Source organism: Frankia torreyi (assembly GCF_000948395.1).
Classification (GTDB): domain Bacteria; phylum Actinomycetota; class Actinomycetes; order Frankiales; family Frankiaceae; genus Frankia; species Frankia torreyi.
On the sequence record NZ_JYFN01000003.1, the window covers coordinates 83,218 to 103,755 of the forward strand.

Consider the following 20,538-nt stretch of genomic DNA (forward strand, 5'->3'; position numbering starts at 1 on the left):
TCAGTAGCTCTTCTTCGCGGGGCGCAGGTGCAGCTCGGTGATCTCGGCGGTGGGTGGGAGCCGAATGAGGTAGTCGACGAGGTCGGCGACGTCGTCGGCCTGGATGAGCAGCGCCGGCGCGTACTCTCGGCCCTCTCGGGCGTAGATCGTCTCCTGGCGTGGGGTGGCCGTGCGGCCGAGGTGGATCGTGGCGACCCGGATCCCGTCGGCGTTGATCTCCTGGCGCAGACTGTCGGCGAAGCCGCGCATGGCGTGCTGGGTCGCGGCGAACTGGCCCGCTCCCGCGCCCGCGCGAATGCCCTGCGTGGAGTTGATGAAGACGATGTCGGCGCCGCCGTCGGCCCCCGCGACCCGCAGCGCGGGCAGCAGCCGCTGGGTCAGCGCGTAGGGCGCCCGGACGTTCGCGAGGTACTGCGCGTCCAGGTCGGCCAGCGAGGCCGCGTCCACCCGGGCACTGGCGTAGGCCCCGGCGCTGTGCACCAGGTGGTCGACCCGGCCATGGCGGACGGTGACCTCGGCGACGAAGTCGGTGACGGCCGCGTCGTCGGTCAGGTCGAGCCGGACCGGCAGCAGCGTGCCCGGCCCGGTCGCCTCCTTGCCGAGGCCGTCGAGCCGGGCCTGGTCGCGGCCGAGGGCGAGCACGGTGGCGCCGTCGGCGGCCAGGCGCAACGCGGTGGCGCGGCCGATGCCGCTGGACGCGCCCGTCACGACGGCGACGTGCCCGGCGAGCGGAACCGCGTCCGCCGCCGGGCCGCCCGCGGATCCGGCCGTCACGCGCTCGACGCCTGGGAGAACACCAGCACGGCGTCCTCCCGCGGGGGCGCGGTGTCGTAGCTGAGGCAGATGTCCTCGGGGATGCGGGTGAGGTCCGTGCCGCGCAGGTAGTCCCGCATCGTGGTGCCGGTGCACTCGGAGTCGACGTTCGGCGCCCCGACGTGGTTGATGACGTCGTCGAAGTGCACCGTGCGGAAGTCCATGCTGAACCGGGTGCGCCCGGAGTTGTTCGGCACCGACGAGTGCAACTGCGCCGCGGAGAAGATCAGCATGCCGCCGGACGGCGCGACCACCCGGGTCTGCGGGAAGATCTCCACCTCCTCCTCCGGCTTGGGCTGCTTGCGGGTGTCGGACTTGATGTGCTTCGCCGCGTCCGCCCGGCTCTTGGCGTTCCACTCGTAGTAGTCGTAGTCGCGGGAACCGTTCTTCACGCCCTGGCTGAAGTAGCGCGGGTGGAAGGCCAGGCCGTTCTCCGGGACGATGTCGAAGATCGGCATCCACCAGTTGAGCTGGCAGAACGGCGCCGAGTACCAGGTGTCGCGGTGCGGGTGGAAGGCGTAGGCGATGCCGGAGGTCAGGTAGTCGTCCGACGTCGAGGTCCGCAGCCGCGGCACGTCGAAGTAGGTCTTCGACGGGTCGGCGCCATGCTCGGCGAGGATCGCCGGCAGCAGCTCCTTGCAGGTCGGATGGTGGATGAACCGTGGCTTGAGCTCCGCGAGCAGGGCGGCGTACTCCTCGACGGGCATGTGGTACTGCGCCGTCTCCGGGTCGAGGCTGCCGAACGCCTCCCGGATCAGTGCGCGGCTGAACTCGACGAACTCGCGGGTCGCCGGCCTGGGTGCATAGACGAACAGGTCGCCCTGGTAAAGCTTGGCCCGTCGCTCGTCATCGGACAGCGTGGACTCGACCAGTACCGAACTCATCGGATTCCCCCTCGGAACGGACGTGGGTGAGCAGCAGCCGGGCCATGGCGAGTTCGTCCGGCGTCGTGACATGGATGTTGGCGGGTTCGCCTGGTACGACGACAACCAGGCCGCCGGCCTCGGCGACCATCGCCGAGTCCTCCACCGCCTCGTGGGCGCCTGCATGCACGGAGCGCAGCAGGTCCGCCCGGAACGCGTGCGGCGTCTGCACCAGCCGATGGGTCTCCCGCGGCAGGGATGCCCCCGCGACCAGCCTGGGGGAGGGACCGAGCCCGCCCGCCGCCGGCCGGATCTCGTCGGCGCTCCGGATCTCGTCGGCGACCCGGATCTCGTCGGCGACCCGGATCTCTTTGACGACTTCGGTGAGTGGCAGGCCGGGCACGGCGGCGTCGGCCCCGGCCCGGACCTCGTCGACGACGCGCTGGTAGAGGGCGGGGGTGGCCAGCGGGTGAGCGGCATCGGTGATCACGATGACGCCGGCGTCCGCGGGAACGGCGGCGAGGCCGGCCCGGACCGACTCGGCCCGGGTGGTGCCGCCGGTCACCTGCCGGACGCCGGGCGGGGCCGACCAGCTTCCGGCCGTTCCCGCGGGCACGACCACGACGATGCCGTCGCTGGCCGCGCGGGCCGCCGCGACCGGGTGGGCGAGCAGCGGCTCGCCGCCGAGGTCGAAGAACTGCTTCGGCCCGCCGAAGCGGGTGCCGCCGCCGCCCGCGAGCACGATCGTCCAGACCGGCCCGGAGTTGCCGGCCCGCCCCGGCCGCCCGGACCGGCCTGAGCTGCCTGGGCCGCCTGGGCTACCTGGACTGCCGGCAAGATCAGCCACCGGTCGCTCCCCCGGGGCCGGCGCCCGTCTCGGCGAGCAGGTCGACGCCAGCCAGCGCGTCCGCGGCCTCGGCGACCGTGTCGAACGGCAGCCCCGCGCGCTCGGCGATGTCGAGCAGGCTGCGGGTGCCGTCGGCGAGGTTGAGCACCCACAGCAGGCCCATCTCGATGGCCTGGCGATTCATCGTCGCGCCGATGGCCCGGTACAGGCCGCGCCGGCCGAGCTGCGGCTCGCCGTACGGGGCGGTGTTGCGCCAGGTCCGGTCCCGCTCGCAGATCTCGATCGTGCGCCGCAGGATCGCGAACGAGTCGGCGAGCGACTCGGGCGTGACGAACTCAAGGTCGTCGGCCGAGGTGTGGTACTGCGGATACTCGCCGTGCTGACCCCGGCCGAACCGGCCGACGGGCAGGTCGAAGCCGGGCGAGCAGAACTGCCGCTCGTCGTAGCCGTAGGGGGAGAACTCGACGATCCGGTGCGGCCGCTCGGTCTCGGCCAGCGCCACCGCGGCGGCCCGGTCGACGGCGGCGTCACCCCGGCGACTGCGCTTGTAGGTCGGGTCGCTGCGGTCACCGAGGCCGGTCAGGACCAGCCCGTGCCGGATGCGGCCGACGGTGTCCCGGTTGCGGGCCAGCCAGGTGATCGAGCCGATCGTCCCCGGGATGAACAGCAGCCGGAACGTGTGCCGCCGCGGCCCGGCGGCCAGCGCCCGTGCCAGCAGGGTCGCCGTGGCGATGCCCGAGCAGTTGTCGTTGGCCATCGCCGGATGGCAGGTGTGCGTGGTGATCAGAAACTCGTCGGACGTCTCGCCCGGCAGCACGATCTCGCCGTAGGTCAGCGAGCCGTCGGTGAGCGTCGTGTCGATCTCGACCTCGTACTCGCCGGCGGGCAGCGCGCCGAGGTGCCGGTCGGTCAGGCAGAAGCCCCAGTTCTCGTTGTAGTACGACGTCCGGTAGGGGACCCAGTCCGGTCGGTCGGGCATCGAGAACAGGTGCGGGCGCAGCTCGTCGAGGGTCATCCGGGCGCGCACCGGCGTGCTGTAACCCAGCAGGTGCAGCGGGTTGTCGGCGGCGTCGACGACGGTCTTGCCGTCGGGGCCGATCAGCCGGGCCGAGCCGACGTTCCACTCCCGGGGGACGGTCCAGTCCAGCACCGGCGTGCCGCTGGGCACCTCGTGCACGGTGAGCGGCACGTCGGGGCCGAGCGCGCGCGCGACGGTGCGCAGCGTCGTGCGCACGCCCTCGCCGGTGATGCTGCGCATGGGCGGCAGCAGGTCGGCGACCAGATCGTGCAGCCAGCGGCCAGGATCGGCCGGGAGCGCGGTACCGTCGCGGTCGCCGGCGTGGCCGGTGGTCCCGGCCACGCTCGCGGATTCGGTCATCGTCGCGGATCCGTCCGGAATTCTCAGTCGGCCCAGACGCGCCACGGCGCGGACCCGGAGTCCCAGAGCTGGTTGAGCTCGGTCCAGTCCCGGAAGGTGTCCATGCCCATCCAGAACCCGTCGTGGTTGTGCAGGGTGAGCTGGCCGTCCCGGGCGAGCTGCTGCAGCGGGTGGCGCTCCAGCAGCAGCGCCGGGTCGTCGTCGAGGTACTTGTCGATGAACTCGCGTTCGAAGACGAAGTACCCGCCGCTCACCCAGCCGGTCTGCGGCGGCTTCTCGGCGAACAGCGTGACCGCGTTGCCATCGGTCTCCAGCTCGCCATAGCGGCTCGACGGCCGGACGCCGGTGACGGTGCCGAGGCGGCCGGATTCCACGTGGTCGGACAGCACGGCGCCGACGTCGATCGCGCCGACGCCGTCGCCGTAGGTGAGCATGAACCGCGGGCCGGTCAGGTACTGGGCGACTCGGCGCAGGCGGGCGCCGGTGCCGGTGAGCAGGCCGGTCTCCGCGAAGGTGACCTCCCACTTCTCGTCGCCCACCGCGTTGTGGAACTGGGGCGTGTGGTCGTCGGAGAGCGTGAGGGTGAAGTCGGCGACCTGCGCCCGGTAGGCCAGGAAGTAGTTCTTGATCAGGTCGCTCTTGTAGCCGAGGCAGAGCACGAACTTGCGAAAGCCGTAGTGTTCATACGTCTTCATGATGTGCCACAGCACCGGCTTGCCGCCGATGTCCACCAGCGGCTTCGGCAGCTTTTCGCTGGCCTCCCGCAGCCGGGTACCCATCCCGCCGCAGAGGATGACGACCGGGATGTCGGCAGCGTCGGGGATTTCGGTGGTCCTGGCGCTTTCGATGCTCAAGGCTTGCGTCTCCCGTGCTCATGCCCCGGTCGGGCTCGGTGGGGCGGGGGTTGATGGCATGGTCCTCGCTGGACCGCGGTGCATTCCGGGTGACCCGTAACGGCCTGCTGCCACTCGCCGACCGATGCCGGGGCCGACGGGGACAGCCGCCGGTCGTTCCCGGTGCGCGGAATGGCACGCTCCCGCGCGTGAGGACATCGCTCGCTCGCCCGCGCTCCTGGCGCGCGCGGACGCGTGATCCCCCTCTGCCACTTCTCGGTGGATACCGGCGACGGACCGCCTTCATCGGCGCCCCCCCGGCACTGCCGTCGCAACGGTACCGCACGGTCCTCTGCCTGCTGGGGGAGTCCCTCCAAGCCGGTGCAGACCCGCGCGACGACGCCGCCCGACGGGCAAGCCCGACAACCGGGTCATGCCGGGGCGTAGCCTTCCCCGCGCGCTTGGCGCCGCGTCGTCGACGCCCGCCCCGCACGTGGTCTGCGTACCGGGTGGCGCCGCCCCCGCGAGATTCCCGCCACGCCGCCGCCGGGCGCACCTCGCGCTGCCCCCGCGAACGCCGTTTCCCCAGAGCGCCGCCGGGACTCGTTTCCGCTGGTCAGGTCGCTCGCCGGCGTCATGCACCGCGCCGCTCGCCGGCCCGCCGGGCCGCCCTTGACCGGCTCGACGGCCGGCGGGCGCGGCCAGGACAGACGGCACCCCGCGGCCCACCTTCGTGGCGAATGAATGGTCAAGAGTGCCAGATCTTCGCAGGACCGGCAACTCGCCCGGTCGGTACCGCGTCCTGACTGGTGGATCCCGCGATGACGCGGGCGTCCGGCCTGCCGGCGGTCGCCGGCTGCCGGCTGCTTCCCACGGAGCGGAAGGGGTTTGGTGCCGATGCGGATGATCGTTGCTGTCCGTGATAGGCCGAGGCCGCCGACATCGCTCTTCGCGCGTTGTTGTTACGGTTCGTCCGTCACTACTGGATTGGTGAAAGAGCCTCGGCTCGTGGCGTTGCCGGTGCCGACGAATCTTCTGGCAGGTCGGCCGGGCGGAGGAATTCTCACCCCGGGTGAGAGTTGCGCGCCGGCTACGCCGAGATGTTTCGATGGGGCACAGAGCACGATCTGGGGTGATGCGGGTGCGTGGGCGCTCCTGGTCGGATGAACCTTCGGCCGGCGACCGAGAGCGGGTTGCGCCACCGTCCGCCGAAGTCGACGAGGACGGCGGGCAGCGCGGACACCGGGTCGACCGACGCCGCGCCACCGAACCTCACCGCGCCGGCCGTGACGGCTCCTCCGGCGGGGCTCAGTCGCCCGACGGGGACGCCGGCGGCGCTCGCGCGGACCACCGGACGGGCAACGGCCGTTCCGGGCGCCGGCGCCGGACGCCGCCGGTGGTGCTCCTCCCTCCGTCCATGACCGTTCCCGCGAGGGGGGCGAGGACGGCCGGCGACGGTGACCGGTCTGCGGGCGGTGCGGACCGACCCGCCGAACCTCGGCTGCCCGGCACCCGCCCACCCGGCCCCCGGCTGCCCGCAGCCCGGCCGCCCGACCTCCGCCTGCCCGGCTCCCGTCCGCCTGACCCCGAGTCCGTCGAGTCCCATCCGGGCGGCCTGTGGTCCGTCGAGTCCCGTCCGGGTGACCTGTGGTCCGTCGAGTCCCGTCCGGGCGACTCATCGGCCCGCGCGGGGTCGCCCGGCACCGGGCTGTCGGTGGGTCCGCCGGCGGCCCCGCGGGTCGGCGCCCCGGCTGCTGCCCCGATCGGTGCGCCGACCGATCCGCCAAGGGAGCCACCGGCCGATCCGCCCCTCGACGCGCCGACCAATCCGCTCTCCGAGCGGGCCGTCCTGGTGAACGGTCGGCCTTCGGCCGGGCGGCCGGTGAACCCCACCGCCCCGTCCGGCTGGGACGAGGGCACGGCGCTGTTCCAGATCCGCCGGCCCGGTGCGCGCGGCGATGACCCCGGGTGGCCGGGCGACGATCGGGCGGACCCGCCCTCGTCCCCGCCGCCGGACCATGCGCTCCCGACCCCGCCGGTGCGGACGCCACCCCATGGCGCGCACCCGGCGGACGAGACGGGCGTCCTGCGCTGGTCCGAGACCGGCGCCCCGCCAGGCGACGGTCGTCGCCGTGACGCCGCGGACCAGGACGATCATCGCCCCGGGAGATGGGACGACCATGGGTCCGCCCAGGGGATACCGCGCACCGGCGCCTGGTCCGCCGCCCGCGACGCCTGGCTGGCCGATGATCCTCGCAGCGGCGGCCGGTGGGCGCCGTCACAGCCGTCCGGTCCCGCCTTCGGTGCCCCCGCAGACGGCCCCGCGGCCACCCGTGGCCATGGCGGGGACGGCTTGCGCCCGCGGACGGACCGGGCCGGAACCGGTCCCGGAGGCCGGCAGGCCGAGGGCTGGGCCCCCCGGACCGGCCTGGCCCGGGGCGGCTCGGATCGGACCGGAAGCGATCGGGGCGGGTCGGACCGGCCTGCGTCGGACCGGGCTGTGTCTGACCGGGCTGTGTCGGACCGGGCTGTGCCGGACCGGGGTGTGTCTGACCGGGGTGCGGCTGACCGGGTTCGGTCGGACCGAGTCCGGCCGGACCGGGGATCGGACCGTGGGGCGCCGGGCCGTGGGGCACCGGATCGGGTCGCGTTGGATCGGGCCGGACCAGGTCGAATCGCGCCGGAGCGGATTCGAGCAGGCCGGTCGGGCTCGGCCCTAGCCGGCTCGGGTCAGGCCGGCTCGGGTCGCGGCGCGGCAGAGAAGCGCGGGGCGGGGCGGGGCGGCCGGGCCGCCTGGACCGACGACGAGGTCTGGTCCGACGAGATCGGCTCGGCGCGTGCGGCCGAGGCTGCCCGGACTGCCAGGGGCGGCGCCCGCCACACCGGCCGGTCCGACGACCGCGCGGCGCCGGCCTCCGGGCGGCGGGCCCGGGCGGCCTCGTGGATCACCGCCCACTGGGGCGGGAACGCCAGCCGCCTCCCGCACCTGCCCGTCATCGCGGTCTCGGTCGCGGCGGTGCTGACCCTGGTCGCGGTGACGGCGCTGCTGCTGGTGCCCTCCGGCAGCGACGGGGGATCCGACCCGATCGCCACCACCGCGGGGCAGGGCGCGTCGCCGACCGGGCAGCCGGGCACCGCGGCCCGGCCCACCCAGAGCGGGGTGCCGGCGGCCGCCGTCCCGCAGGTCCAGCGGGCCGCGACCACCGGGCTGTTCCCGACCGGCGTCGCCGCGCACACCCTGGCCCAGGCGAATGCCTGGGCGAGGTTCCGCGGCCGGCCCAATGACGTCATCGTGATGTACACCGACCGGTCGAGTTGGAGCGACGTCACGAACCCGTGGATGGGGCGAAGCGCGTCGACCTTCTCCGGGTACGCCGGCACCTGGGTGATCACCCAGCCGCTCTTCCCCGACTCGGGGCCGGAGAAGGGCAACCTCGCCGACTGCGCGGCGGGCAACTACGACGCCAAGTGGCGGCAGTTCGGGCGCTGGTTGGTGAACATGGGCCGGGGCGACTCGTTCGTCCGGCTGGGCTGGGAGTTCAACGGCCTGTGGTTCGCCTGGTCGGCGACGGATCCACAGCAGTGGATCCAGTGCTTCCGCAACGCCTCTTCGGCGATCAGGGCGACCAGCCCGAAGGTCCGTATCGACTGGAACCTCAACGCCCACGGGTCGACCACGCCGGTCGGCGCGTTCGACCTGTACCCCGGCGACCAGTACGTCGACGTCATCGGCATCGACAGTTACGACCAGTACCCGCCCAGCCCCACCTACGCCGACTTCGACAACCAGTGCAACGGTGACGCGGGGCTCTGCCAGGTCATCACCTTCGCGCGGACCCACCACAAGCTGTTCTCGGTGCCCGAGTGGGGAGTGGTCAGCCAGCAGGGCACGAAGGCCGGGCGGGGCGGCGCCGCCGGCGGGGATAACCCCGCCTACATGGAGAAGATGTACGAGACGTTCTCGCGCAACGCCGACATCCTCGCCTACGAGGCGTATTTCCCCGACGCGGAGGAGGGCAACGTCCGTTCCTCGCTGGTGAATCCCGATCTCAATCCGGCCTCGGCGGCCGTCTACCAGCGGCTCTGGGGCTGAGGCTCCGCCATGGGCGCCCCGCGTGTCCCCTCCTGGCCACGCGGGGCGTCGAGCCGGCGGCGGGTCACACTGCGTCGCCGCCGGTGCGCTCCGCATCGTCGTGTAGCCCGCCGACGAAGGACTCCGCCACGCTCACCTGCTCCCGCAGCGTCGCAAGTTTCTCCTCGGCGAGTAGCACCCAGGTGCCAAGCCGCTCCTGCAACGCGGCGCGGGCGTCCGCGGCCAGGCCGGGCGTGGCCAGCTCGTCGCGCAGGATCAGCAGGGAACGCATCTCCTCCAGGGTGAAGCCCAGCGGCTTCATCTTCCTGATGAGCAGCAGCCGCTCGATCGCATCCACGTCGTAGAGGCGGAACCCACCGACGGTGCGCCCCACCGGCATGAGCAGGCCCGCTTCTTCGTAGTAGCGGACTGTTCGCAGCGAGAGGCCGACCCGCTCGGCGACGNCCCCGATCTGATAGACGTCGCCGCGGGCCGCGTCCGATCTCGAAACGTTGCGGCGCATGCTGGACAACTCGACCCTAACGTCAGCGTAGGTATCGGGCGGCCGGACTGGACGCCAGGCAGTCGACTGTACGTCGACCGGCCGGCCGGCCGGGCGCGCTCGGCCCTACCGGCCCGTCCGCCGCCCTCCCCCCGGCCGCCGGCGACGAGCGTCGGCGCAGGTCCGCAGTGGTGCGGGTGTAGGTGCGGGGTGGGTGCGGGTGTGGATGCGGGGGCAGGTGCGGGCGGGCTGCGGGGGCGGGATGCCGTCAGCGGCGCACGGTCGGCGCGGCGGTGGGGGCGGGCATCGGTGTCGTAGGCTGGTCATATCGTCTGTGCCGACGGGGTCGGGCCGGTGCCGGCCGACCGCCCGGGTCATCTCCGGGGGCGGGTCGGGCGGCGGGCCGGCCCCTCGGGCGAGCGGGTCCGGGCCGTGGTGGGCCCCGTTGCGCCAGGTCGTCGTGTTCCGCGGCGGCGGTTTTCGTGCCGCGGCGTCTGCTCCACGCCTGTTCCGTTCCGCTCGTTTCCGAGAGGCACACCGGACGCAACCATGACTCTCGCGCCGCTGCTCGACGCATTGATCGCCCGGCCGGGCGGCGATCCTGCCCTGGGGCGGGCGATCGGCGCGGCGGGCGAACCCGCGCTCGACCTCGCCGGTCCGGCCGCCCTGCGACCCTTCGCCGCCGCCGCCCTCGCCGCCGCCCACGGAGCCGGGCGTCCCGTCCTCGCCGTGGTGGCCACCGGCCGCGAGGCCGAGGACCTGGCCGCCGCGCTGGCCGACCTGCTCGGTCCCGACGTGGTGGCCGTCTTCCCGAGCTGGGAGACGCTGCCCCACGAGCGGCTGTCCCCCCGGGCGGACACGGTGGGCCAGCGCCTGGCCGTGCTGCGTCGGCTGGCCTATCCGGCGAGCACCGGTCGCCCGCCGCTGCGGGTCGTCGTCGCGCCGGTTCGTTCCGTGCTCCAGCCCCAGGTCGCCGGGCTCGGCGAGCTCGCCCCGGTCAGCCTCACGGCGGGCGACACCGCCGACCTCGACGACGTGGTCGCCCGGCTGGTGGACATGGCCTACCACCGGGTGGACCTGGTGGAGCGGCGCGGCGAGATCGCCGTGCGCGGCGGGATCCTCGACGTCTTCCCGCCGACCGAGGAGCACCCGCTGCGGGTCGAGTTCTTCGGCGACGAGGTGGAGGACATCCGCCGGTTCGCCGTCGCCGACCAGCGGGCGCTGCCGGAGGACGACTCCGAGCCGGCCGCCGCCGGTGGGCGCGGGCTGTTCGCGCCGCCGTGCCGCGAGCTGCTGCTCACCGCGGACGTCCGCGGCCGGGCCGCCGAGCTCGCCACCCGCTACCCCCAGCTCGTGGACATGCTCGACAAGATCGCGAACGGCATTCCCGTGGAGGGCATGGAGGCGCTGGCCCCGGTCCTCGTCGACGGGATGTCGCTGCTGCTCGACGAGTTGCCCGCCGGCACCCACGTCCTGGTCTGCGACCCGGAGCGGGTCCGCTCGCGGGCGAGCGAGCTGGTGCGCACGAGCCAGGAGTTCCTGGAGGCGTCCTGGAGCGTCGCGGCGCTCGGCGGCGGCGCGCCGATCGACCTCGGCGCCGCGGCCTACCGCTCCATCGCGGAGGTCCGCGAGCACGCCGGTGCGCTCGGGCTGCCCTGGTGGTCGGTCACCCCCTTCACCTCGGCCCCGACCGGCGCCGAGGCTGCGGGCCCCGACCAGGCCGACGCGGTGGCGGGGGTGGCCGGCGGGCTCGTCGTCGAGGGCGACGACACGGTGGTCGCGAGCCTGCGGCCGGCGCCGCTCTACCACGGCGACACCGCCGCCGTCATCGCCGACGTCAAGGGCTGGCTGGCCGAGTCGTGGCGCGTGCTGCTCGTGACCGAGGGGCACGGCCCGGCCCAGCGCCTGGTGGAGATGCTGCGGGAGGCCGACCTCGGCGCCCGCTACGCCGAGGACGCCGAGCTCGCCGCCGGGGTCGCCGTGGTGACCCGCGGGCAGCTCGTCACCGGCTTCACCAGCGACACGCTGCGCCTGGCGGTTCTCACCGAGAGCGACATCGCCGGCGCCCGCGGGGTCACCACCAAGGACATGCGCAGGATGCCCAGCCGGCGGCGCAAGGGCATCGACCCGCTTGCCCTGGTCCCCGGCGACATGGTCGTCCACGACGCGCACGGCGTCGGTCGCTACGTCGAGATGGTGACCCGCACCGTCGCCGGGGCGAAGCGCGAGTACCTGCTGCTGGAGTACGCCCGGGGCGACCGGCTCTACGTCCCCACCGACCAGCTCGAACAGATCACCCGCTACGTCGGCGGCGACGCGCCGAGCCTGGACCGCATCGGCGGCGCCGACTGGGCCAAGCGCAAGAGCCGCGCCCGCAAGGCGGTCAAGGAGATCGCCGGGGAGCTGATCCGGCTCTACAGCGCTCGAATGGCCGCCCCCGGGCACGCCTTCGCCCCGGACAACCCGTGGCAGCGCGAGCTGGAGGACGCCTTCCCCTTCCGGGAGACCCCCGACCAGTTGGCCGCGATCGACGAGGTCAAGGCCGACATGGAGAAGCCCGTCCCGATGGACCGGGTGATCTGCGGCGACGTCGGCTACGGCAAGACCGAGATCGCCGTGCGAGCGGCGTTCAAGGCCGTCCAGGACGGCAAGCAGGTCGCCGTGCTGGTCCCGACGACGCTGCTGGTCCAGCAGCACTTCCAGACGTTCTCCGAGCGGTACGCGGCGTTCCCCGTCATCGTGAAGGCGATGAGCCGGTTCAACTCGGCCGGCGAGCAGAAGGCGGTCCAGGAGGGCCTCGCCGACGGCACCGTCGACGTCGTGATCGGCACCCACCGGCTGCTGTCGGGGGAGAACCGGTTCAAGGACCTGGGGCTCGTGATCGTCGACGAGGAGCAGCGCTTCGGCGTCGAGCACAAGGAGCAGCTCAAGAAGATGCGCACGGCGGTGGACGTGCTCACGATGAGCGCCACCCCGATCCCGCGCACCCTGGAGATGTCGATCACCGGCATCCGGGAGCTGTCGACCATCGACACCCCGCCGGAGGAGCGCCACCCGGTGCTCACCTCCGTCGCCCCCTACGACACCCGGCAGGTCGCGGCCGCGATCCGCCGGGAGCTGCTGCGGGAGGGGCAGGTCTTCTTCATCCACAACCGGGTGGAGTCGATCGACCGGGCCGCCGCTCGACTGCGTGAGCTGGTCCCCGAGGCGCGCATCGCCACCGCGCACGGCCAGATGAACGAGGACGCCCTCGAACAGGTGATGGTCTCCTTCTGGGAGAAGAAGTTCGACGTCCTGGTCTGCACGACGATCGTCGAGTCGGGGCTGGACATCTCCAACGCCAACACCCTCGTCGTCGAACGGGCCGACGTGTTCGGCCTGTCCCAGCTCCACCAGTTGCGCGGCCGGGTCGGCCGGGGCCGTGACCGCGCGTACGCGTACTTCCTGTACCCGCCGGACAAGCCGCTGACCGAGACCGCCCATGACCGGCTCGCCACCATCGCCCAGCACAACGACCTCGGTGCCGGCATGGCCGTGGCCATGAAGGACCTGGAGATCCGCGGCGCCGGCAACCTGCTCGGCGGGGAGCAGTCCGGGCACATCGCCTCGGTCGGCTTCGACATGTACGTGCGGATGGTCGGCGAGGCAGTCGCCGAATACCGCAAGGACAAGGTGGAGGAGCCACCGGAGGTCAAGGTGGAGCTCCCCGTCGACGCGAGCCTGCCGCACGACTACGTGCCCAGCGAGCGGCTGCGCCTGGACGCCTACCGCCGTCTCGCCGGCGCCGTCACCGACGCCGACATCGACGAGGTGCGCGGGGAGCTGGTGGACCGGTTCGGCCCGGTGCCCGAGCCGGTGGAGAACCTGCTCGCCGTCGCCGGCCTGCGGGTGCTCGCGCGCCGCTTCGGCGTCACCGAGATCACCGCCGCCGGCCGGCAGATCCGCTTCGCGCCGCTGGAGCTGCGGGAGAGCCAGACCCTGCGGCTGACCCGCCTGTACAAGGGCGCGGTGGTGAAGCCCGCGGTGCGGATCGTGCTGGTGCCGGCCCCGACGGAGACCGGCCGCATCGGCTCCCGGCCGCTGCGGGACCGGGTGCTGCTCGCGTGGGCCGGTCAGCTCCTGACCGCCGTCGCCGGCGATTCGGTCGCCGCGGCGGCCGCTGGCTGAGCGGCGGCCGCTGGCTGAGCGGCGGTCGGGACGGGTTTCGTCGGGCGGCGGGGCGGGGAATTCGGCGGTGTCGGGCGGGTGAGGTGTGCTTCGCCACACGCGAGCGGATAGCGTCTGGAGTCGTGAAGCTCTCCCGCCTCCTGGCCGGCGTCGGGTTTGTTGTGCTCGTGGGGACCGCCGGGACGGCCTGCACGACGCATGCCGGAGCCGCCGCCCAGGTCGGATCGCAGTCCATCGAGACCTCGCAGCTACGCGGCATCGTCGATCGCGGGCTCGCGGCCGCCGACGGCGTCCCGGTCTCACAGTCCGGGCAGGCCGCGTCGAGCGCCCTCAACCGCCTCGACCTCCAACGCCGCACGCTGACCACCCTCGTGCAGCTTCAACTGCTCTCCGACGAGGCCGACCGGCGTGGCGTCACGCTCAGCTCCGGCGACGTCGCCTCCTACTACCAGGCGTACGCCATCCTCCAGTTCGGCAGCGTGCAGGCGTTCGAGCAGCGGGCGGCCGCCGCGGGGTTCGCGCCGCGCGACGTCTCCGTCATCGTGCGCTCCGGCGCGCTGGAGTCGGCGCTGAGCGACCGGGTCAGCCCGCACCTGCTCGCCACCGAGGCGGAGACCCGGGAGCAGTACAACAGCATCGTCGACCAGGTCGGCCGGATCCCGCTCACCTACGCACAGGCGAAGCCGTACCTGGCCCGCTTCATCGTCAGCCAGGAGCGCTCCGCGAAGCTGCGGCCCGTCCTCGCGCAGGCCGAGAAGAAGGACCCGATCTCGATCAACCCGCGGTTCGGCACCTGGAACACCGGCCAGTTCGCCGTGATTGCCGCGGATGGATCGATCGCCAGCCGGCCCGCGCCCACCCCCACGGTGGACCTGACCGCCCAGTCCTGACCGCCCAGTCCCGTCCCCGACCAGCCGAAGCGAGTGGATGAGGTCATGCTGCTGCGGATCACCGTGGTCGTCACCAGCCCGCGGGTCGCGCCGGGCGTCCTCACCGCGCCGGCGTGGGACCTGATGCGCCGCGTGCCCGTGCTGACCGCCACCCCGGCCCACCCGCAGCTCGCCGCCCTGCGCGCCGCCGGCGCGACCGTCGTCGTCGTCGACGGCCACCCGCCCGCGGTCGATCCGGCGGGGGTCGATCCGGCGGGGGTTGAGCTGGCTGCCTTCCTGCGGGCCGGCCTGCCCGATCCGGCGGCGACCGAGGTCGCCTGGCTGCCGGACCCGTCCGCGCCGACGCCGCTCGACCGGGTGCTCGACCGTCTCGTTCAGCCCCGTTCGCCGGCCGGCGCCGGTGCGGCCGCGCTGCCCGCCGTCGGCGTCGTGGTGGACACCCTCGCCGGCACGGCGGAGCTGCCCGGGTCCATCCTGCTCGACGCCGTGGCCGTGATGGACCGGCTGCGCTCCCCGGGTGGCTGCCCGTGGGACGCCGAGCAGACCCACGAGTCCCTCGCTCCCTACCTGATCGAGGAGACCTACGAGGCGTACCAGGCGATCGAGGACGGTGACCTCGCCGAGCTGCGCGAGGAGCTCGGCGACGTGCTCATGCAGGTGCTCTTCCACGCCCGGATCGCCGCCGAGCGCGCGGGCGACGGCTGGGACGTCGACGATGTGGCGGCGGGGCTGGTCGCGAAGCTGATCCGGCGGCACCCGCACGTGTTCGCCGATGTGGTCGTCGACGGGTCGGCGAACGTCGCCGTCAACTGGGAGGCGATCAAGGCGGAGGAGAAGGGCCGCGCCTCGGTGACCGAAGGGGTGGCGCTGTCCCAGCCGGCGCTGACGCTCGCGGCCAAGCTGCTCAAGCGCGCCGGCGGGATCGGCGTGCCGGCGGACCTCGCGCTAGCCGGGGTCACCGAGGAGACGGGCGGCGCGTTGGCTGCGGCCGGCGGGTCGGCTGCGGCCGGCGCGTTGGCTGCGGCCGGCGGGTTGGCTGCGGCTGGTGGGCTGGCGGGGTCCGGCGGGGTAGCCGAGGCCGGCGAGCGGGTCGCGGCGATCGCGGCCGACGCTGTCGCGGCACTCGGCCGGCCGGACGTGGCCGCCGACGACGTTCTCGGCGATCTGCTCGTCGCCGCCGTCGCGCTCGCGCGCGCGGCCCGGGTCGACCCGGAGCGGGCCCTGCGCACGTCGGCGCGGCGTTTCCGGGACCGGCTAGCCGCCGCCGAGCGTGCGGCCCGGGTGGACGGCGCCGCCCCGGGGGTGCTGCCCGGCGCGCGCTGGCGGGAACTCTGGGTCGCCCCGGCCCGCTCGGGTGACCGCGTTACGCCGGATGGGTGACGGTAGGACGACCGTGAGGTTGATACGACCGCGGAACCGGGACGGTCGGTGGTACTAGCCTCTGACCATGGCTGCCACCCCACGTAAGGCGCTGGCCGACGTCCGCCAGATCGCGGCGCGGCGGACGGCTCCGATCGTCCTGGAACTCGATCTGACGGTCGATCCGCTCGAAGGCGTTCCCAACGACCCGGTCACCCTCGCCCTCGCCCACCGCCGCACCACGCTGCGCGATCTGGTGGAGGCTTTGCGCTACGCCACCGAGGACCCGCGGGTGTCGGTGGTGGTCGCGCACATCGGCGCCGCCGGGACGCCGCTGGCCCGCATCCAGGAGATCCGAGCGGCGATCGGCGCCTTCCGGGCCGCCGGCGGCACCGCCATCGCCTACGCGGACACGTTCGGCGAGTTCGGCGGCGGCACGGGCCCGTACTACCTCGCCTGCGCGTTCGACGAGATCTGGTTGGCCCCGTCCGGGGACTGCGGGCTGACCGGCCTGGGGATGGAGACGCCGTTCCTGCGCGGCGCGCTGGACCGGCTCGGCGTCGCGGTCGAGATCGGCCAGCGCTACGAATACAAGAACGCGGTCAACACGCTCGTCGAGCGGGACTTCACGCCGGCGCACCTGGAGGCGGTGAGCCGGATCATCGAGTCCAGCTCGGAGCAGGTGGTGGCGGGCATCGCCGAGGGCCGCCGGATACCGGCCGACCGCGTCCGCCGGCTGATCGACCTCGGCCCGCTGGCCGGCACCGTCGCCCTCGACGTGGGGCTCGTCGACCGCCTCGGCTACCGCGACGAGGTGTACGCGGCCGCGCGGGCCCGGGTCCGGCGCTCGTCGGCGGGCGGCGGGTCTCCGGCGGCTGGCGGGTCCCCCGCGGGAAGCGGGTCCCCGGTCGTCGGCGGGTCCCCCGTCGTCGGCGCGGCTGACGCCGACCTCGCCCCCACGGCGGACACCGACCTCGCCGCCGCCGGCCTGCCGGGCGGCGCGGCTGCGACCGCGGCCGGGGACGCAGGCGCCGAGCCGGTGCTGATGTACGCCACGGCGTACCGCCGACTCGCCGAACGGCGGGAGAAGTCGCCGGTGCGGCGGGTCGCGACCCTCACCGCGCGGGGTCCGGGTGCCTTCTTCCTGCGCGAGACCTCACCCACGCCGCAGCGCCGGTCCGCCGACGCCGGCACAGGCTCGGCGGGGGGGCACGCCGGGGCGCTCGACGACGGCGCCACCGTGGACACCCAGGGCGTCCCGCTGGCGCCGTCGGCCACCGCACCGCATCGCGACCCCCGCCGGTCGGTCGTCGCGCTCATCCACGGCACCGGCCAGGTCATCCTCGGGCAGGGCAGCCCGGGGCCGTTCGCCAGCCCGGTGCTCGCCGCGGAGGCCGCCGCGGCGGCATTCCGGGCCGCCGCGCGCGACGAGGATGTGGCGGCGGCGGTGTTCCGGGTGAACAGCCCGGGGGGTTCCTACGTCGCCTCGGACCTGGTGCGCCGGGAGGCCGAGCGGTTCCGGGCCAGTGGCCGCCCGCTCGTCGTGTCGATGGGGGACGTCGCCGCGTCGGGCGGCTACTTCGTCTCCCTGGCCGCGGACCTCATCGTCGCCAATCCGGGCACGCTGACCGGGTCCATCGGGGTGTTCGCCGGTAAGCAGGTGGTCCGGGAGCTGCTCGACAAGGTCGGGGTGGGGTTCGGGGCGGTCGCCGAGGGCGAGCACGCTCTGATGATGTCGCCGCGGCGTCCGTTCACCGTGGGTGAGCGGGAGAAGCTGGAGGAGTTCCTCGACCGCGTCTACGCGGACTTCGTCGACAAGGTGGCCGCGGCCCGACGGCTGACCCGGGAGCAGGTGCACGAGCTGGCCCGGGGCCGGGTGTGGACGGGGGCCGACGCCCACGCCTACGGCTTGGTCGACGAGCTCGGCGGGCTGACGGACGCGCTCAGGCTGGCCTGGACGCGGGCCGGGCTGCCCGCGGGGGACACGCCGCGGGTGCGGCTGGCGCCCAAGCCGTCGGTGCTGGAACGGGTCCGGACGCCGAAGTCCAGCGAGGACCGCGGCGCCGCCGCGACGGCCCGGCCGGGGATCCTGGCCGGCGGCCTGGCCGCCCTGCTCGGCGCTGGATCCGGGCTCGGTGGTTCCGGGGCGTTCGGTGGTGCTGGCGGGCTCGGTGGGTTCGCCGCCGGCTGGGGACCCTGGGCGCCGCTGGCCGCGCGGCTCGGCCTGCCCGTCGGCGGGCCGCTGATGATGCCGCCGCTCGGGCGCATCGGCTAGGGGACTCGGTCCACGGTGGTCCGTGGCCCTGCGGTCTGATCGGGCGACGGGTACGGGGTTACCGGGCGGGCTCGGCGTCCCTGCTACTGGGCCGCCGCTGTCGCGCCTTTCCGTAATCTTCTGTGCACAGAATCGTGCCGAGGGGTATGTACGGTTTTTGGCCTGAAAACCGTACCGAAGCCTCGGCACGATCTGGCCTCGATCTGGCCTCGATCTGGCCGGAACCGGGCTTGCCGGGGGGCAGCTGCCGGCAGGCCGCGAACCGGCGGCGTCCGGCTGGCGGCGTCCGGCTGGGGGCATCCGGCCGGCGGCATCCGGCTGGGGGCGTCCGGCCGGCGGCCGTGGGTCGTACGGGGCAGGCCGCTGCCGCGTCCGAGGGAGTTGGACAGGCGCGCCTGGCGCGGGAACACCATGATCGATCGGGCTGGCGGGACGGTTCCGCGGAAACCTCACGATGGCCGGCAGGTCGGCTGTGGGCCGGGCGCTTGCCCGGCCCCACCTGGGTGCCCGGGGCCGCGGCGGGTCGCGGCCCGCGGGGCTGTGGGATGCGTGACACCGCGTTGCCCGCGTCGGGGCTGGCTGGCCGGCCAGGGCCGGTCGCGTGGCGGGGCCTCGCCGGAACCTTCCGCGACGCGCCGGGATCAGCGCCGCCCCTTGGGAGCGGCGACGGTAGTCTCGCACCGACCGGTTCGTCCGGACGGCCCCGCTCGTCCCGCGGTATTGGGTCCGCCACGCCGTCGGGCGTGCTGCGGGGTCCGGCGCGGGTGCTCGCTGGGCGCCGGTTCGCGGCGGTCCGTTCGGTGCCATCGTGTCGTCGCGTTCGAGTCGTCGCATTCGGAGGTCCTAGCCGTGCCGTCCATCGAGGCTGTCGGAGCCCGCGAGATCCTTGACTCGCGTGGCAATCCCACCGTCGAGGTCGAAGTCGTCCTGGAGGACGGGACGCTGGGCCGTGCCGCGGTGCCCAGCGGGGCCAGCACCGGCGCCTTCGAGGCCGTGGAGCTGCGCGACGGGGAGGACCGTTACGGCGGCAAGGGCGTCCGCAAGGCGGTGGCCGCGGTGATCGAGCGGATCGGCCCGGCGATCATCGAGCTGGAGGCCACCGAGCAGCGCCTGCTCGACCAGACGCTCATCGACCTCGACGGCACCCCGGGCAAGTCCGCCCTCGGCGCCAACGCCCTGCTCGGCGTGAGCCTCGCGGTGGCCAAGGCGGCCGCGGCCGCCAGCGGGCTGCCGCTGTTCCGCTACCTCGGCGGGCCGAGCGCGCATCTCCTGCCGGTGCCGATGCTGAACATCCTCAACGGCGGCGCGCACGCGGACACGAACGTCGACATCCAGGAATTCATGATCGCTCCGATCGGCGCGAGCACCTTCTCCGAGTCGCTGCGCTGGGGCGCCGAGGTCTACCACGCGCTCAAGAGCGTGCTCAAGGCGCGGGGCCTGGGCACCGGCGTCGGCGACGAAGGCGGCTTCGCCCCGAGCCTGCCCACCAACCGGGACGCGCTCGACCTCATCGCCGAGGCCGTCGACAAGGTCGGCCTGCGCCTCGGCTCGGATGTCGCGCTCGCCCTCGACGTCGCCTCGACCGAGTTCTACTCGGACGGCTCGTACACCTTCGAGGGCAGCACCCGCACCGCCGAGGACCTCAGCGACTACTACGCGGAGCTGGTCGGCGCCTACCCGATCGTCTCCATCGAGGATCCGCTGGCCGAGGACGACTGGTCCGGCTGGGTGGCGCTGACCGAGCGGCTCGGCAGCAAGGTGCAGCTCGTCGGGGACGACCTGTTCGTCACCAACCCGGAGCGGCTCGCCCGCGGGATCGCCTCCAAGGCCGCGAACGCCCTGCTGGTCAAGGTCAACCAGATCGGCACGCTCACCGAGACCCTCGACGCGGTCAACCTCGCCCATCGCAACGGCTACCGGGCGATGATGTCGCACCGCTCCGGTGAGACCGAGGACACCACGATCGCCGACCTCGCGGTCGCCGTCGACTGCGGCCAGATCAAGACCGGTGCCCCCGCCCGCAGCGAGCGGGTCGCGAAGTACAACCAGCTCCTGCGGATCGAGGAGGAGCTCGACGACGCCGCCCGCTTCGCCGGCGCGGCAGCCTTCCCGCGGCACGGGCAGCCCGCCTGATCCGCATGCCGCCGCCGCGCGCCGCGCTGACCACGAGGGCGACCCTGCTCGCCGTCGTGATCTGTGTGCTGGTCCTGACCCTCGCCTATCCGCTGCGGTTGTACCTGAAGCAGCAGAGCAAGCTCTCGGAGCTCGCGCGGACGAACACGCAGGCCCAGGCCCGGGTCAACGAGCTGCGCTCCACGGTCGAGCGCTACGACGACCAGGCCTGGGTCTCCGACGAGGCGCGTCGGCGGCTGCACTACATCAAGCCGGGCGAGCGGGCGTACCTGATGCCCGCCGCGCCCACCCCCGCGTCCGGTGACGGGGGCGAACGCGGTGGATCGTCCGGCGGCTCGGCCTGGTACGGGCGGCTGTGGTCGGAGATCGCGACGCCTTAGCGGCGCGCCGGCGGACGGGCCCGGGT

The 20,538-nt window shown here is 73.9% G+C and carries 13 protein-coding genes and 1 pseudogene; 7 read left to right on the forward strand and 7 right to left on the reverse strand.

The features are described 5' to 3' along the window. The 5 genes from FF36_RS02865 to FF36_RS02885 are packed head-to-tail and all read right to left on the reverse strand — an operon-like array spanning position 1 to position 4,755. Positions 1–774, reverse strand: coding sequence for an SDR family oxidoreductase (locus tag FF36_RS02865; protein ID WP_044883388.1), 774 nt, complete (start codon positions 772–774; stop codon positions 1–3). Next, on the reverse strand, positions 771–1,697 hold the full coding sequence (locus FF36_RS02870) for a phytanoyl-CoA dioxygenase family protein (RefSeq protein ID WP_044883389.1): 927 nt from the start codon (positions 1,695–1,697) through the stop codon (positions 771–773). Before FF36_RS02870 ends, FF36_RS02865 begins: the two co-directional genes overlap by 4 nt. Then, entirely contained in the window at positions 1,660–2,523 is an 864-nt protein-coding gene (locus FF36_RS02875) for an IspD/TarI family cytidylyltransferase (RefSeq protein WP_052680922.1), read from the reverse strand. The genes FF36_RS02870 and FF36_RS02875 overlap by 38 nt, the downstream gene beginning before the upstream one ends. Next, complete coding sequence (locus FF36_RS02880; protein WP_044883499.1) at positions 2,516–3,901, reverse strand: DUF4910 domain-containing protein; 1,386 nt, start codon at positions 3,899–3,901, stop codon at positions 2,516–2,518. The genes FF36_RS02875 and FF36_RS02880 overlap by 8 nt, the downstream gene beginning before the upstream one ends. Before the next feature lie 23 nt (positions 3,902–3,924). Further along, a complete protein-coding gene (locus tag FF36_RS02885; RefSeq protein ID WP_044883391.1) occupies positions 3,925–4,755 on the reverse strand; it encodes a sugar phosphate nucleotidyltransferase in 831 nt (276 codons plus the stop codon). 2,629 nt (positions 4,756–7,384) lie between these two features. Between FF36_RS02885 and FF36_RS36880 the strand changes: the two genes are divergently transcribed. After that, positions 7,385–8,827, forward strand: a complete 1,443-nt coding sequence (locus tag FF36_RS36880) for a glycoside hydrolase family 26 protein (protein WP_242422251.1) — start codon at positions 7,385–7,387, stop codon at positions 8,825–8,827. A gap of 64 nt (positions 8,828–8,891) precedes the next feature. Here FF36_RS36880 and FF36_RS02895 read toward each other — a convergent pair. Together FF36_RS02895 and FF36_RS40605 are read right to left on the reverse strand one after the other, a co-directional pair. Then, the coding region (locus FF36_RS02895) for a MerR family transcriptional regulator (RefSeq protein ID WP_242422252.1) at positions 8,892–9,270 on the reverse strand (379 nt) is incomplete at its 5' end. Between the two features lies 1 nt (position 9,271). Further along, a pseudogene (locus FF36_RS40605) lies at positions 9,272–9,338 on the reverse strand (MerR family transcriptional regulator); the annotation flags it as partial. A gap of 519 nt (positions 9,339–9,857) precedes the next feature. Between FF36_RS40605 and mfd the strand changes: the two are divergent. The 6 genes from mfd to FF36_RS02925 all read left to right on the forward strand — a co-directional run bounded on the left by mfd (position 9,858) and on the right by FF36_RS02925 (position 20,512). After that, positions 9,858–13,475, forward strand: a complete 3,618-nt coding sequence (mfd, locus tag FF36_RS02900; protein ID WP_044883393.1) for a transcription-repair coupling factor — start codon at positions 9,858–9,860, stop codon at positions 13,473–13,475. A 122-nt stretch (positions 13,476–13,597) separates the two neighbouring features. Then, on the forward strand, positions 13,598–14,365 hold the full coding sequence (locus FF36_RS02905; protein WP_044883394.1) for a SurA N-terminal domain-containing protein: 768 nt from the start codon (positions 13,598–13,600) through the stop codon (positions 14,363–14,365). Positions 14,366–14,410: 45 nt separating this feature from the next. Continuing rightward, a complete protein-coding gene (locus tag FF36_RS02910; RefSeq protein ID WP_044883501.1) occupies positions 14,411–15,745 on the forward strand; it encodes a nucleoside triphosphate pyrophosphohydrolase in 1,335 nt (444 codons plus the stop codon). A 67-nt stretch (positions 15,746–15,812) separates the two neighbouring features. Further along, positions 15,813–17,999, forward strand: coding sequence for a signal peptide peptidase SppA (gene sppA / locus FF36_RS02915; RefSeq protein WP_044883395.1), 2,187 nt, complete (start codon positions 15,813–15,815; stop codon positions 17,997–17,999). Positions 18,000–18,848: 849 nt separating this feature from the next. Then, positions 18,849–20,132, forward strand: a complete 1,284-nt coding sequence (gene eno / locus FF36_RS02920) for a phosphopyruvate hydratase (protein ID WP_044883396.1) — start codon at positions 18,849–18,851, stop codon at positions 20,130–20,132. A 5-nt stretch (positions 20,133–20,137) separates the two neighbouring features. Then, a complete protein-coding gene (locus tag FF36_RS02925; RefSeq protein ID WP_044883397.1) occupies positions 20,138–20,512 on the forward strand; it encodes an FtsB family cell division protein in 375 nt (124 codons plus the stop codon). Positions 20,513–20,538: the final 26 nt, after the last annotated feature.

What these genes read in the sequence shown, in the direction of transcription:
- FF36_RS02870 (WP_044883389.1), bottom strand. Translation starts at nt 1,697, where the DNA reads ATGAGTTCGGTACTGGTCGAGTCCACGCTGTCCGATGACGAGCGACGG.
- FF36_RS02880 (WP_044883499.1), bottom strand. Translation starts at nt 3,901, where the DNA reads ATGACCGAATCCGCGAGCGTGGCCGGGACCACCGGCCACGCCGGCGAC.
- mfd (WP_044883393.1), top strand. Translation starts at nt 9,858, where the DNA reads ATGACTCTCGCGCCGCTGCTCGACGCATTGATCGCCCGGCCGGGCGGC.
- FF36_RS02910 (WP_044883501.1), top strand. Translation starts at nt 14,411, where the DNA reads ATGCTGCTGCGGATCACCGTGGTCGTCACCAGCCCGCGGGTCGCGCCG.
- sppA (WP_044883395.1), top strand. Translation starts at nt 15,813, where the DNA reads ATGGCTGCCACCCCACGTAAGGCGCTGGCCGACGTCCGCCAGATCGCG.
- FF36_RS02925 (WP_044883397.1), top strand. Translation starts at nt 20,138, where the DNA reads ATGCCGCCGCCGCGCGCCGCGCTGACCACGAGGGCGACCCTGCTCGCC.